Annotated in this window: 14 protein-coding genes; 6 read left to right on the plus strand and 8 right to left on the minus strand. The window is 59.9% G+C overall.

All coding sequences use genetic code 11. The annotated features are described in order from the left end of the window. Positions 1-40: 40 nt before the first annotated feature. Complete coding sequence (locus ACK83U_RS02055; protein ID WP_112608191.1) at positions 41-1,066, minus strand: zinc-dependent alcohol dehydrogenase family protein; 1,026 nt, start codon at positions 1,064-1,066, stop codon at positions 41-43. A 110-nt stretch (positions 1,067-1,176) separates the two neighbouring features. Between ACK83U_RS02055 and ACK83U_RS02060 the strand changes: the two genes are divergently transcribed. Continuing rightward, positions 1,177-2,076: a LysR family transcriptional regulator gene (locus tag ACK83U_RS02060; RefSeq protein WP_112608189.1), complete on the plus strand. Its 900-nt coding sequence runs from the start codon at positions 1,177-1,179 to the stop codon at positions 2,074-2,076. Positions 2,077-2,128: 52 nt separating this feature from the next. Here ACK83U_RS02060 and ACK83U_RS02065 read toward each other — a convergent pair whose 3' ends face one another. The 3 genes from ACK83U_RS02065 to ACK83U_RS02075 all read right to left on the minus strand — a co-directional run bounded on the left by ACK83U_RS02065 (position 2,129) and on the right by ACK83U_RS02075 (position 3,541). After that, complete coding sequence (locus tag ACK83U_RS02065; protein WP_412474878.1) at positions 2,129-2,476, minus strand: DUF305 domain-containing protein; 348 nt, start codon at positions 2,474-2,476, stop codon at positions 2,129-2,131. 95 nt (positions 2,477-2,571) lie between these two features. Beyond that, complete coding sequence (locus ACK83U_RS02070; protein WP_412474774.1) at positions 2,572-2,991, minus strand: hypothetical protein; 420 nt, start codon at positions 2,989-2,991, stop codon at positions 2,572-2,574. 22 nt (positions 2,992-3,013) lie between these two features. Next, positions 3,014-3,541, minus strand: coding sequence for a 2'-5' RNA ligase family protein (locus ACK83U_RS02075; protein ID WP_112608185.1), 528 nt, complete (start codon positions 3,539-3,541; stop codon positions 3,014-3,016). Between the two features lie 125 nt (positions 3,542-3,666). On the opposite strand from ACK83U_RS02075, the gene hisS reads away from it, so the two are divergent. Genes hisS through hisG form a run of 3 tightly spaced genes read left to right on the plus strand, consistent with a single transcriptional unit; the run spans position 3,667 to position 6,994 of the window. Beyond that, on the plus strand, positions 3,667-5,181 hold the full coding sequence (gene hisS / locus ACK83U_RS02080) for a histidine--tRNA ligase (RefSeq protein ID WP_112608183.1): 1,515 nt from the start codon (positions 3,667-3,669) through the stop codon (positions 5,179-5,181). Then, on the plus strand, positions 5,181-6,299 hold the full coding sequence (locus tag ACK83U_RS02085; RefSeq protein ID WP_112608181.1) for an ATP phosphoribosyltransferase regulatory subunit: 1,119 nt from the start codon (positions 5,181-5,183) through the stop codon (positions 6,297-6,299). The genes hisS and ACK83U_RS02085 overlap by 1 nt, the downstream gene beginning before the upstream one ends. Further along, a complete protein-coding gene (hisG, locus tag ACK83U_RS02090; protein WP_112608179.1) occupies positions 6,299-6,994 on the plus strand; it encodes an ATP phosphoribosyltransferase in 696 nt (231 codons plus the stop codon). Before ACK83U_RS02085 ends, hisG begins: the two co-directional genes overlap by 1 nt. Before the next feature lie 73 nt (positions 6,995-7,067). On the opposite strand, the gene ACK83U_RS02095 is transcribed toward hisG, so the two are convergent. Further along, a complete protein-coding gene (locus tag ACK83U_RS02095) occupies positions 7,068-7,511 on the minus strand; it encodes a DoxX family protein (RefSeq protein WP_112608177.1) in 444 nt (147 codons plus the stop codon). Positions 7,512-7,721: 210 nt separating this feature from the next. Between ACK83U_RS02095 and ACK83U_RS02100 the strand changes: the two genes are divergently transcribed. Continuing rightward, complete coding sequence (locus tag ACK83U_RS02100; RefSeq protein WP_112608175.1) at positions 7,722-8,429, plus strand: glutathione S-transferase C-terminal domain-containing protein; 708 nt, start codon at positions 7,722-7,724, stop codon at positions 8,427-8,429. A 57-nt stretch (positions 8,430-8,486) separates the two neighbouring features. Here the strand turns inward: ACK83U_RS02100 and ACK83U_RS02105 are convergent, their stop codons facing one another. The 3 genes from ACK83U_RS02105 to groES all read right to left on the minus strand — a co-directional run bounded on the left by ACK83U_RS02105 (position 8,487) and on the right by groES (position 11,523). Next, entirely contained in the window at positions 8,487-8,945 is a 459-nt protein-coding gene (locus ACK83U_RS02105) for a hypothetical protein (protein ID WP_112608173.1), read from the minus strand. Positions 8,946-9,512: 567 nt separating this feature from the next. Beyond that, positions 9,513-11,153: a chaperonin GroEL gene (groL, locus tag ACK83U_RS02110; protein WP_112608171.1), complete on the minus strand. Its 1,641-nt coding sequence runs from the start codon at positions 11,151-11,153 to the stop codon at positions 9,513-9,515. Between the two features lie 73 nt (positions 11,154-11,226). Then, a complete protein-coding gene (gene groES / locus ACK83U_RS02115) occupies positions 11,227-11,523 on the minus strand; it encodes a co-chaperone GroES (RefSeq protein ID WP_015338933.1) in 297 nt (98 codons plus the stop codon). 425 nt (positions 11,524-11,948) lie between these two features. Here groES and ACK83U_RS02120 point away from each other — a divergent pair, with 425 nt between their 5' ends. Next, positions 11,949-12,797 carry a TIGR01459 family HAD-type hydrolase gene (locus ACK83U_RS02120; RefSeq protein ID WP_112608169.1) on the plus strand — a complete coding sequence of 283 codons (849 nt, stop codon included), beginning with the start codon at positions 11,949-11,951 and terminating at the stop codon, positions 12,795-12,797. Positions 12,798-12,799 lie beyond the last annotated feature (2 nt).

The following is a 12,799-nucleotide window of genomic DNA, read 5'->3' on the forward strand; positions in this document are numbered from 1 at the left end:
GGTCGGGCCGCCAGCTTTTCGCAGCGGCCCGACCCCCACGTTAGAGCTCGATGACGATCTTGCCGAAGGGGCCGCGATCGAGATGATCGAAGGCAGCGGATGCCTCGCTGAGGGCATAGCGATGGTCGATGACGGGCTTCAGGCCGATGCTGTCGACGGCACGCACGAAATCTTCGAGCGAGCGACGATGGCCGACGCTGATGCCTTGCACGGTGGGAGATTTCAACAGCAGCGGTGCCACCGGACCGGAGATGTCGAAGCCCTCAAGGACGCCGATGACGGAAATGCGGCCTTGCGGCGCCACCGCCTTCAGCGATTGGGCGAAATTCGGCCCGCCGGCTATTTCGAAAATATGATCGATGCCCCGATCGTTGGTGAGGCGATAGACCTCTTCCACCCAATCGCTTTTGTTGCGGTCGATGCCGTGATGAGCGCCCAAAGCCTTGGCCCGTTCGAGCTTTTCCTGTCCGGAGGAAGTCACGAACACCTCGGCGCCTTGTGCTGCGGCGATTTGCAGCCCGAACAGCGCAACGCCGCCCGTTCCCTGCACCAACACGCTATCGCCGGGCTTGATCTTGCCGCGCTCCACCAGCGCGAACCAGGCCGTGAGACCGGCACAAGGCAAGGTGCTTGCCTCGGCATAATCAAGGCTCTGGGGCGCCGAGACGAGCCAGTCCTCCGGCATGGCGACATATTCGGAGAGCACGCCGGGATAGAAGCCGCCCAGCGTCCTGTAGGGCGGTGTGCGGGCATCGCCGAGCGGCTTGCCGTCGATCCAGCCGGGATGGAAGGTCGACATGACCCGATCTCCAGCGGCAAATCTGGTGACATCGTCTCCCACCGCTTCGATCACGCCTGCCATATCCGAGGCCGGCACGAAGGGAAATTGGATCGGCAGGCCCATGCCGGTCTCGCGCACGAGCTTGTCGCGATAATTCAAAGAGACGGCCTTCACCCGCACGAGCACTTCGCCGCGCGCCGGCGAGGGAATGGCAGTTTCCGTCAGATTCAAGGGAGCGCCGACGGCGATTGTCTCGAGGGTCCAACGCTTCATGGTCTTTGTCATCATGATCTCCTGAGAGGAATTGGAAGCAATGGACGGAACATATCGTTGCTTTCTGGTCGCCAGTGGCGATATTATTTCCGCTAACTGGTTCCTTAGAGGAAGCAATAATCATGAACGATATGCTCAATGGCATTCCCGAATTCGTGGAGGCGGTCGAGGCCGGCGGCTTTTCCGCAGCGGCGGCGCGCATGAATCTCTCGCGTTCGGCGATCGGCAAGACCATCGCCAAATTGGAGCGGCGCCTGAATGTGCGCCTGTTCCACCGCACAACCCGCATGCAGAGCCTCACGGACGAAGGGCAAGCCTTTTACGAGCGCTGCCGCCGGGCGCTGGACGAGATACAGTCCGGCGAGGCGATGCTGGAATCGGGCAAGCGCGAAGTTACCGGACGTCTGCGCATCTCCATGCCGGTGCTCTTCGGTCGCCGCTGCGCTGCACCGCTGCTGCTGGAGCTGGCGCGTATCCACCCCAAGCTTGAACTCGACCTTTCCTTCAGCGATCGCGTGGTCGACCTCTTCGACGAAGGCTTCGATCTCGCCATTCGCAATGGCGTGTTGCGGGACGAAGCCGGCCTTGCTGCCCGCAAGATCGCCCTCCATCGCATGACGCTATGCGCCTCGCCGGATTATCTCGCCGCCAGAGCTACGCCGCAGACCATTGCCGATCTCGATAGCCACGATCTCGTCGTCTATGCGAGATCCGGGGAAGCCAAGAGATGGACCTTTCTGCATGGCGACGGTGCGGCCGTCGACTATTTTCCGCAGACGCGATTACGTCTGGATGACCTGGAGGTCATTGCGGATGCCGCCGCCGCCGGGATGGGCATTACGTGGCTGCCCTGCTGGCTGGTACGAAGCTATGTGCACGCAGGCAAGCTCATGCAGGTGCTCAATGTCTCCAGCCGGCCCGTCAACGTCTACGCCGTCTGGCCGCAGGTGCCGCAGCTTTCGCTGAAGATGCGCGTGGTCATCGATCTGCTCGCCGCGCGACTGCCTGCGGTCATGGGTTGAGAGCGTGGAAGAGAGAGACGGCACGAATGCCGCCTCCCATTTGCCAGATAATTTACTTGCCGTGCTTCTTTAGCCAGGCTTTCATTTCCTTGATCTCGGCTTCCTGCGCGGTGATGATGCCCTCCGCCATTTTGCGCAGTTCGGGATCCTTGCCGTATTTCAGCTCGATCTTGGCCATATCGATCGCGCCCTGATGATGCGGGATCATGCCTCGGACGAAATCTGCGTCCGCATCGCCGCTGTAGTGGATCATCATGTCCTTGTGCATCTTGCTCATGGCGTCGTTGAAAGCCTTGCTGGAAGCACCTTGGTTTTCCATCGGCTTGCTCATATCCATGCCCTTCATGTCGTCGGCAAAGGCAGGAGGGCTGATGGCAAGGACGAATGCGCCGGCAAGCATCAGCGATTTTGAGGTGGACATAGGTATTTTCTCCGTTTCCGAACGGTATCTGAAATTGAGCGAATAGCCGCTCGTCGATTGAATACAGATGATCGTCAGGCGAAACGGGGAGGGGGTGCTGTCGGCTGAGGCGGAGAACCGGCAAGACGCTGGCCGGGCGCCGGCACTGGATAGGAGAAGGCGTGTTTGCAGTCTTCGATTGTAAGGGTCGGTATCAAGGCAAGGCAGGCGGCGCAGGACGCCACATGCGCCATGCCGCCGGCACAAGGGTTTTCCGGCTTCGTTTGCTGGGGCTCGGCCATGTTGGCGTGGCCGACCATGCCAGGCATATCGGCCATGCCATCATGCATGCTCATGGTCGCCGGCTGGGACATGGCGGAAGCGCAGACAGGGCAATTCGCCAGCGCCGGCATGGCACCGTAAAGCAACCAGGCAACTAGCATTGTCAGGATCGCAAACACGCGCATGAACAGAAACCTAGCCGTGAAATCCGTGAAGGCAAGCGCGAATTGCATCCGCCGAGACACTGAAAGGCGATCAAGGCAGCAGTTTGACTTCCCTGATGATTTCGATCGGCGGAAAGCGGATGCAATCCACCACATCGAAGGTGAGCGTGAACTGGGCTGGCGTTGCGCCCGCCCATCTCAGCGCCTCCTCTCTCGCGCCTGTCGGGATCTTCATCGCAATGGTGCAATGCTGCTGCCAGCAATCCGGGCGGGAATGCTCGTGGCACAGGGCAGGGTCGATCTCGTCGTGAATGACGCGCTGTATCCGCCTGAGCACTCGATCGTCGGTGGGGCGTGCCCAAAGCACCAACATCTCGTTGGGAAAATGGCCGATCCCGGAGAATTCGACCGATATGGATGGCACACCCACGAAAGCCTTCTGGGCCGCTGTGAAAAGTGAAGGCAGGGCGATATCCTGATAGACCGCGAAGGTCAGATGCGGCGGATAGTTCAGTGCTTGCATCGATGGCGCGCTTTCGAAGCGGCTCGCCTCCCGCCAAAGATCCAGAACCGGCGTGGCCGTTTCATCCGTGCATTTCAAGACGATCGCGTATGGCATGGTTCCTATGCCGCCTTCTCCGGCTTTTCTCGGTTTTGTCAGCCGCTAACATATAACAATCCTTGCCGCATTCGGCCCAATCCGCTAGTTAACCGCGACTGTTCCCATACCGGATTACCCTAGAGATGAGCGACAAACAAAAGAAACCGCAGAAGCTCAAGGCCCGCCTGCCGCGTGGCTTTGTCGATCGTTCGGCGAGCGATATTCGCGCCGTCAACGAGATGACCTCCAAGATCCGGGCCGTTTATGAGCATTATGGTTTCGATCCCATCGAAACGCCGCTGTTCGAATATACCGATGCGCTGGGCAAGTTCCTGCCAGACAGCGACCGGCCGAATGAAGGCGTGTTCTCGCTTCAGGACGACGATGAGCAGTGGATGTCGCTGCGTTACGATCTGACGGCGCCGCTCGCCCGTCACGTCGCCGAGAATTTCAACGAGATTCAGCTTCCCTACCGTACCTATCGCGCCGGCTACGTCTTCCGCAACGAGAAGCCGGGTCCGGGCCGCTTCCGCCAGTTCATGCAGTTCGACGCCGACACCGTCGGCGCGCCGGGCGTGCAGGCGGATGCCGAGATGTGCATGATGATGGCTGACACGCTGGAGGCCTTGGGCATAAAGCGTGGCGACTATGTGATCCGCGTCAACAACCGCAAGGTTCTCGACGGCGTGTTGGAAGCCATCGGCCTCGGCGGCGATGACAAGGCTGCCCAGCGCCTGAACGTGCTGCGCGCCATCGACAAGCTCGACAAGTTCGGCCCCGAAGGCGTGGCGCTGCTGCTTGGTCCCGGCCGCAAGGACGAGTCCGGCGACTTCACCAAGGGTGCTGGCCTCAACAGCGACCAGATCGAGAAGGTGCTCTTCTTCGTCGGCATCAAGGACTATGCCGAAAGTGCCGCCCAGCTTGCCGAGCTTGTCGCCGGCACATCCAAAGGCGGCGAAGGCGTCGAGGAATTGAATTTCATCGGCAGCCTCGTCACCAGCGCCGGTTATCAGGCCGATCGTATCAAGATCGATCCCTCCGTCGTGCGCGGCCTCGAATACTACACCGGCCCGGTCTATGAGGCCGAGCTGCTGTTCGACGTCACCAACGAGAAGGGCGAGAAGGTCGTCTTCGGTTCGGTCGGTGGCGGCGGCCGTTATGACGGGCTCGTCTCGCGCTTCATGGGTCAGCCGGTGCCGGCCACCGGCTTTTCCATCGGCGTGTCGCGCCTGATGACGGCGCTGAAGAACCTCGGCAAGCTTGGCACCGAAGAGGTGATCGAGCCCGTGCTCGTCACAGTCATGGACGGCGATGTCGAGGCCATGGGCCGCTATCAGCGCTTGACGCAACAGCTGCGTGCCGCGGGCATCCGCGCCGAGATGTTCCAGGGCAACTGGAAGAAGTTCGGTAACCAGCTGAAATATGCCGACCGTCGCGGCTGCCCGATCGCCATCATCCAGGGCGGCGATGAGCGCGCTCAGGGCGTCGTACAGCTCAAGGATCTGATCGAGGGCAAGCGTCTCTCCGGCGAGATCGAGGACAATGCCAGCTGGCGCGAGGCTCGCGTGGCGCAGGAAACTGCGCCGGAGGCCGAACTGGTCGAGAAGGTCAAGGCTATCTTGGCGGCGCAGGCAGAAGACCGGAAGAGGGCGGGCTGATGCCCCTGATCAACCTCCCGGATTTTGCCGGCGACCTGCTGGACGAATTCTCCGTTCGCGGAACGGAGAGGGTGGATACGCCCATCATCCAGCCGGCCGAACCCTTTCTCGATATGGCCGGCGAAGATCTTCGCCGGCGCATCTTCATGACCGAAAGCGACACCGGCGCCAGCCTTTGCCTGCGTCCGGAGTTCACCATTCCGGTCTGTCTGCAGCATATCGAAACCGCCACCGGCACGCCCAAGCGTTATTCCTATCTCGGCGAAATCTTTCGCCAACGCCGCGAAGGCGGTCACGAGTTCTATCAGGCCGGCATCGAAGATCTCGGCGATGGCGACACGGCCGGCGCTGACGCTCGCGCCATCGGCGATGCAATCGGTATCCTGAGCCGGCTAGTGCCCGGTAAGGCACTTTCGGTGACCTTGGGTGATCAGGCCGTATTCGAGGCCGTGGTGCAGGCGCTCGGCCTGCCGTCGGGCTGGCAGAAGCGGCTGATCCATGCCTTCGGCAACATGATGCAGCTCGAAACCCTGCTTCCGCGACTCGCAAGCCCGCAGCCGGTTACCGGGCTCGATGCGCACGTACTCGATTTCCTCAATCGCGGCGATGAGCAGGGGCTGATCAAGCACATCGACGCCACTATGCATGCGACCGGCTATTCCACCAATGCCAGCCGTTCGCCGCAGGAAATCGCCCGGCGCCTTCGCGAGAAGCTGGTCCTGTCCGAAACGCGGCTCGATGATGCGGCCTTCCGCGTGCTGGAGGAGTTTTTGTCCTTGAGCGTGCCGCTGGCAGATGCTTCCGCGGCGCTGGCAGGTTTTGCTGACGCTGCCGGGCTGAAGCTCGGGAGCGCATTGAAGAGCTTCGATGCCCGTGTGGCGGCGCTAGCCAAAGCCGGCGTCGACGCTTTGAAGATTGATTATCGCGCCGCCTTCGGTCGTCCGCTTGATTACTACACCGATCTCGTCTTCGAAGTGACGGTGGAGGGATCGAGCGCGGTGCTCGCCGGTGGTGGCCGCTTCGATCGGCTGATGACCCTGCTCGGGGCCAAGGGGCACATCCCGGCCGTCGGCTTCGCGCTCTGGCTCGACCGTATCGAAACCGCGAGGGCAGCCTGATGACAATCACGATAGCGCTTCCCTCCAAGGGCCGGATGAAGGACGATTGCGCCGCGATCTTCGAGCGTGCCGGAATGCCGATCGTCGCCGTCGGTAACGATCGCTCCTATCGCGGCCGTGTCGAAGGTTGGGACGGAGTCGAGATCGCCTTCCTGTCAGCCTCGGAAATCTCGCGAGAGATCGGCAATGGCAGCGTCGATTTCGGCATTACCGGCGAAGACCTCGTGCGTGAGGGCATGGCGGAAGTCGATCGCCGGGTCGAATTCTGCGCAAGGCTCGGTTTCGGTCACGCCGATGTCGTCGTCGCGGTGCCGGAAATCTGGCTCGACGTCGATACCATGGCCGATCTTGGCGATGTCGCCGCCGATTTCCGCACCCGCCATGGCCACCGGCTGACGGTCGCCACCAAATATTGGCGGCTGACGCAGCAGTTCTTCTCCAGCCAGCACGGCATCCAGCTCTACCGTATCGTCGAAAGCCTCGGTGCGACGGAGGGGGCACCCGCTGCCGGCTCGGCCGATATCATCGTCGACATCACCTCCACCGGTTCGACTCTGAGAGCGAACCATCTGAAGGTCCTGTCTGATGGCATCATCCTGCGCTCGGAGGCTTGTCTGGTGCGGGCACGCAAGGAAAGCCACGAGGGTGATCCGATGGTTCAGCGCATCATCTCGGCCGTTCGCAGCGCGCTCTGATTTCCCAAACATTTAACGTAGAAAGGCCCGCCGGAATTCCGGCGGGCCTTTTGTCTTGGGAGACAGGCAGCGCTTAGGCGGCTGCGTAGGCACCGCGGCGAGCGTCGACCGAGTAGACGCCTGCACCGTTGGTGGCGAGCATGATGTAGGCGCCGGCGAGCGTGATGTTCTTCAGGAAGTTCACGAAGTTCAGGCCGTTGATCCACCCATTGGCGGCAGCCGGGAAGTCCGGAACATTGACCGTCGGCAGGTGGAAGACGATGCCGGTGAAGACACAGAAGAGGGCGAGCAGCCAGCCGACGATGCGGACCTGGAAGCCGATTAGGACGCAGACGCCGGTGACGAATTCAAACGCGCCAGCAAGATAGGTGAGCAGCGTTGCGGCCGGCATACCGGCTCCGGCAATCATGCCCGCAGTACCGGCCGGATCGGTCAGCTTGCCGAAACCGGCAAAGATGAACATGAAGGCGAGCAGGATGCGCGCCACAAGAACGATGATGTTGTTGCTATTAGACATAAGGGGTCTCCAGTAAATGGGATCACGTGGCAGTTATTCTCTGGGGATGGATATTCGTGATTTTTGAGGAGTTGGAAAGATAAACAACTGCGCACAATTAGTTCACAATCATTGAACAATGATCCGTCGAGATAGCTCTTTCCATACAAGCCCCATCGGCTATTGTGGCGGCAAATCAGTTGTCAAATCATAGCCTTCAGGAGCAAGCCCATGGCCGATCTTTCATCCTTTCCGATCACGAAGCGCTGGCCCGCCAGCAATCCGGATATTATCCAGCTCTATTCGCTGCCGACACCGAACGGCGTAAAGGTCTCGATTGCGCTGGAGGAGCTTGGCCTGCCCTATGAGCCGCATCTGATTTCCTTCGGCACCAATGATCAGAAATCACCGGAATTCGTTTCGCTGAACCCGAATGGCCGCATTCCGGCAATCATCGATCCCAATGGCCCCGACGGCAAACCGATCGGCCTGTTCGAATCCGGCGCGATCCTGGTCTATCTGGCGGAAAAGACCGGCAAGCTCATTCCGAGCGATGCTGCCAGGCGCTATGAGACCCTCGAATGGGTCTTTTTCCAGATGGCAGGCGTCGGTCCCATGTTCGGCCAGTTCGGTCATTTCTTCAAATTCGCCGCCGAGAAGGTTGCCAATAACTCCTATCCGGTCGAGCGTTATCGCGATGAGGCCAAGCGCCTCCTCGGCGTGTTGGAGAGCCGCCTGCAGGGAGGCGAATGGATCATGGGCGATGAATACACTATCGCCGACATCACCACCTTTCCCTGGGTTCGCGGCGTCGACGTCTTCTATGGCGGCCGCGAGGTGCTGGAGTTCGAAAGCTTCCCCTCCGTCATGGCCTGGCTGGATCGCGCTCTGGCACGTCCGGCAAGCCAGCGCGGCCTCAGCATTCCCAAGCGGGATTGATCAGCTTGAACTCGGTAGCTGGTCGGGCGAACTTGGCCGACCATGGCCGAGAGTGATTTACTGCCGGGTGGCGAGTTGGCTGCCCGGCCCCAGTTTGAAGCGCGGAAACAGGAAAACGCCGACCATGCTGCCGGCATGTTGCTTATCCGCGGCAACGGACTCGCCGACACAGAAGACCGGCCGGCGATGACCACCTGCGCCGAGCGTGGTCGTCGAATAGCAGAAGCAGGAATTGGCCGTAGCCGCCTGCTCGAAAAGATCGAGGATACAGGCCCGATCCTGCAGATCATAGCAATGCATGAGGCTTAGCAGGCCGCATTCTGAAGAACTCAGCCCATGCAGCATTGTGCCCCACTGCCCAAGTTTGATGATGCCGCTTGAAAGATCGCCCGTCCATCCCTCGGAAACACAGAACTGAGCCAGAAGATCGGGGTAATGGCCCTCGAACTCCAATGAGCCCGGCGCAAACGGTGCGGAAAAATCGGCCTTGGCAATCTTGAACAAGATGATCCCCATTTGAGCGCCAGGTCCCCCCTTGCGCTTTATTCAAATTTCCCTGCGTCTTCCGGATTGAATGTCTTCCCGCATGCCGCATTAAAAGCAGAGCATTCGCCTCTGCTGCTTCCATTTTCCGTCATGCTTGGTCCGACTTGGCGATCCGAGCTATGAAGTCATTTCAAGTAAAAAATCCGCGCGCCCCTTAATCCTTAAGATCATAGCCACGTGCAGACGCCGATTAATCGTGCCAAATATAAGTAAAATTTGCGTGCATTGCAGCTAACCTCTAAAATCGCTGCGCCGCGATTTATAAGAGCTTTTTCGAAAACGGCAATGGGGCAATTTGCGTAAATTTGCGCTACCAGAAACTTGCCGGTCTGCATCGAAACTATAGGCCACAAACAAAAAGGGCGACCCGAGGGCCGCCCTTTCGTCAATTCCGGATGTCGGATTGAACAGTCGTAATAGGCCGTTGGCCTATCACATCATGTCCATGCCGCCACTTCAGGCCGCTTGGCGGCCTGAAGCACTAAAAGTGCATGGGCGAAGCTTTATGGACATTCCTGTGATGAGGCCATTGGCCTATCACATCATGTCCATGCCGCCCATGCCGCCCATGCCGCCCGGCATGCCGCCAGGAGCATCCTTCTTCGGCAGCTCGGCGATCATGGCTTCGGTGGTGATCAGCAGCGAAGCAACCGAAGCTGCGTTCTGCAGAGCCGTACGAACAACCTTGACCGGGTCGACGATGCCCATGGCGATCATGTCGCCATATTCAGACGTCTGGGCGTTGTAGCCGTAGTTGTCTTCGTTCTTGTCGAGAACCTTGCCGACAACGATCGAAGCTTCGTCACCAGCGTTTTCTGCGATCTGGCGAACGAGCGACTGCAGGGCACGGCGAACGATGTTGACGCCGGCTTCCTGATCCTGGTTTTCACCCTTGGCAGTGATCTTCGTGGAAGACCGCAGGAGGGCGATACCGCCGCCCGGTACGATACCTTCCTGAACAGCAGCGCGCGTCGCGTTGAGAGCGTCGTCGATGCGGTCCTTCTTTTCCTTCACTTCGACTTCCGTCGAGCCGCCAACGCGGATCACGGCAACGCCGCCAGCGAGCTTGGCAAGACGTTCCTGCAGCTTCTCGCGGTCGTAGTCGGAGGTGGTTTCTTCGATCTGAGCCTTGATCTGGGCAACGCGGCCCTCGATGTCGGACTTGGCGCCAGCGCCGTCGACGATCGTGGTGTTTTCCTTGGAGATCGAAACCTTCTTGGAACGGCCGAGCATGTCGAGGGTGACGGACTCAAGCTTGATGCCGAGGTCCTCGGAGATGACAGTGCCGCCCGTCAGGATGGCGATGTCTTCCAGCATGGCCTTGCGGCGATCGCCGAAGCCCGGAGCCTTGACGGCAGCGATCTTCAGGCCGCCGCGCAGCTTGTTGACGACGAGGGTCGCAAGAGCTTCGCCTTCGACATCTTCAGCGATGATGAGGAGCGGCTTGCCGGTCTGAACGACGGCTTCGAGAACCGGAAGCATGGCCTGCAGGTTGGAGAGCTTCTTCTCATGCAGGAGGATGAACGCGTCGTCGAGGTCGGCGATCATCTTTTCCGGGTTGGTCACGAAGTAGGGGCTGAGGTAGCCGCGGTCGAACTGCATGCCTTCGACGACTTCGAGTTCGGTTTCGGCGGTCTTGGCTTCTTCAACCGTGATGACGCCTTCATTGCCGACCTTCTGCATGGCTTCAGCAATATCGAGACCGATCTGCTTTTCGCCGTTTGCGGAGATCGTGCCGACCTGGGCAACTTCTTCCGAGGTGTTGATCTTCTTGGCCTTGGCCTGGAGATCCTTGACGACTTCTGCAACAGCGAGGTCGATACCGCGCTTCAGGTCCATCGGGTTCATGCCGGCTGCAACAGCCTTGGCGCCTTCGCGAACGATCGCCTGGGCGAGAACGGTCGCAGTGGTGGTGCCGTCACCGGCGACGTCGTTGGTCTTCGAAGCAACTTCGCGGACCATCTGGGCGCCCATGTTTTCGAACTTGTCTTCGAGTTCGATTTCCTTGGCGACGGAAACGCCGTCCTTGGTGATGCGCGGAGCGCCGAAGGACTTGTCGATGACGACGTTACGACCCTTCGGGCCGAGCGTGACCTTCACTGCGTCAGCGAGGATGTCGACGCCACGAAGCATCTTTTCGCGAGCGCTGCGGCCGAATTTTACTTCTTTAGCTGCCATGTTTGAAACTCCTGAATTCGCGTTTTCCGGGCTTTAAGACCCGTCAGCTTTATCGGAAAAGGGAACCGGCCAATTAGCCGATGATGCCCATGATGTCGGCTTCCTTCATGATCAGAAGGTCTTCGCCGTTGAGCTTGACTTCAGTGCCCGACCACTTGCCGAACAGAACGCGATCGCCAACCTTGACGTCGAGTGCTACGACCTTGCCGGCCTCATCACGAGCGCCGGAACCGACGGCGACGATTTCGCCTTCCTGCGGCTTTTCCTTGGCGGTGTCGGGAATGATGATCCCACCCTTGGTCTTTTCTTCCGACTCGACGCGACGAACGACGACGCGGTCATGAAGGGGGCGGAAATTGGTGCTTGCCATTGTCTAATCCCTCGATCAAATGACATTCACGGATCAGCGCGGATCCGTATGGATTTTGTTAGCACTCATCCTCTGAGAGTGCTAGCGACCGTGATTTAGGGGTGGCTTCCGGACGAGTCAAGGACAGCACTGTGAATTTTTTGCGGCGCGCCTCGGCTTGTTTTGAGGATGATTAACGCCAAGGGCGCCGCCACGTAGCATGTCGTTGCAAAGGTTCTTTCATTTTGCCCTCGCGAAGACAGGGTCAGGTCAAGCCTTTTCCAGAGCGTCATCCCGTTGCTTCCGCTGCGCAATCTTGCCGCTCGCCGACCTTGCCCACGCCTGCTGCTCAGGCCTTGTGCGACGCAAAAACCTTGCATGCCGCTCTTGTAATTTGCCGGCCGGTTTGCGATGTCAGCCCGTAATTTATTTGATGCGAGGACGGCATGGGCAAACGGATCGAGAGCTTTCGCGACATCGGCGGACTTTATGATGTTGCGCTCTGCGATGTCTGGGGCGTGCTCCATAACGGCGTCACGGCCTACAAGGAAGCCTCCATCGCGCTCGAAGCCGCCCGCGGCGAAGGCCTTGCGGTCGTCCTCATCACCAACTCTCCGCGCGTTGCTCCGAAGGTCGTCGAGCAGCTGCGTGCGATCGGTGTTCCCGACAGCGTTTACGATCGCATCATCACCTCGGGCGATGTCACCCGCAAGCTGATTGCCGAGGGACCGAAGAAGGTGTTTCTGCTCGGTCCGGAGCGCGATATTGGTATCCTCGAAGGTCTTGACGTTCAGCGGGTCGATGCCGGCGAAGCGGAAAGCATCGTCTGCACCGGCTTCTTCGATGACGAGACCGAAACGCCTGACGATTATACCGAGATGCTGACGGCCTGGTCGGCCCGTCACGTACCGCTGATCTGCGCCAACCCGGATCTGGTGGTCGAGCGCGGCCATCGCATGATCCCCTGCGCCGGCGCCATGGCCGCCTATTACGAGCGGCTCGGCGGCCAGACGCGCATCGCCGGCAAGCCGCACCAGCCGATCTACGATGCGGCAATTGCCGCGGCCCGCGAGGTCAAGAGCGAATTTTCGCTGTCGCGTGTGGTGGCGATCGGCGACGGCATGCCGACCGACGTACGCGGCGCACTCGATTACGGCCTCGATCTTCTTTATATCAGCCATGGCATCCACGCCCGCGAATATGTCGTCGAAGGGCATACGGATGAGGCCGCTCTCGGCGCCTTCCTGGCGCGCGAACAGGCCTCGCCGAAGTGGTGGATGCCGCGCCTTGTCTGAGG

Origin of the sequence: Rhizobium sp. WW22, from assembly GCF_047041135.1 — a bacterium.
Lineage (GTDB): Bacteria > Pseudomonadota > Alphaproteobacteria > Rhizobiales > Rhizobiaceae > Rhizobium.

What these genes read in the sequence shown, in the direction of transcription:
- ACK83U_RS02055 (WP_112608191.1), bottom strand. Translation starts at nt 1,066, where the DNA reads ATGACAAAGACCATGAAGCGTTGGACCCTCGAGACAATCGCCGTCGGC.
- ACK83U_RS02060 (WP_112608189.1), top strand. Translation starts at nt 1,177, where the DNA reads ATGAACGATATGCTCAATGGCATTCCCGAATTCGTGGAGGCGGTCGAG.
- ACK83U_RS02065 (WP_412474878.1), bottom strand. Translation starts at nt 2,476, where the DNA reads ATGCTTGCCGGCGCATTCGTCCTTGCCATCAGCCCTCCTGCCTTTGCC.
- ACK83U_RS02070 (WP_412474774.1), bottom strand. Translation starts at nt 2,991, where the DNA reads ATGCAATTCGCGCTTGCCTTCACGGATTTCACGGCTAGGTTTCTGTTC.
- ACK83U_RS02075 (WP_112608185.1), bottom strand. Translation starts at nt 3,541, where the DNA reads ATGCCATACGCGATCGTCTTGAAATGCACGGATGAAACGGCCACGCCG.
- hisS (WP_112608183.1), top strand. Translation starts at nt 3,667, where the DNA reads ATGAGCGACAAACAAAAGAAACCGCAGAAGCTCAAGGCCCGCCTGCCG.
- ACK83U_RS02085 (WP_112608181.1), top strand. Translation starts at nt 5,181, where the DNA reads ATGCCCCTGATCAACCTCCCGGATTTTGCCGGCGACCTGCTGGACGAA.
- hisG (WP_112608179.1), top strand. Translation starts at nt 6,299, where the DNA reads ATGACAATCACGATAGCGCTTCCCTCCAAGGGCCGGATGAAGGACGAT.
- ACK83U_RS02095 (WP_112608177.1), bottom strand. Translation starts at nt 7,511, where the DNA reads ATGTCTAATAGCAACAACATCATCGTTCTTGTGGCGCGCATCCTGCTC.
- ACK83U_RS02100 (WP_112608175.1), top strand. Translation starts at nt 7,722, where the DNA reads ATGGCCGATCTTTCATCCTTTCCGATCACGAAGCGCTGGCCCGCCAGC.
- ACK83U_RS02105 (WP_112608173.1), bottom strand. Translation starts at nt 8,945, where the DNA reads ATGGGGATCATCTTGTTCAAGATTGCCAAGGCCGATTTTTCCGCACCG.
- groL (WP_112608171.1), bottom strand. Translation starts at nt 11,153, where the DNA reads ATGGCAGCTAAAGAAGTAAAATTCGGCCGCAGCGCTCGCGAAAAGATG.
- groES (WP_015338933.1), bottom strand. Translation starts at nt 11,523, where the DNA reads ATGGCAAGCACCAATTTCCGCCCCCTTCATGACCGCGTCGTCGTTCGT.
- ACK83U_RS02120 (WP_112608169.1), top strand. Translation starts at nt 11,949, where the DNA reads ATGGGCAAACGGATCGAGAGCTTTCGCGACATCGGCGGACTTTATGAT.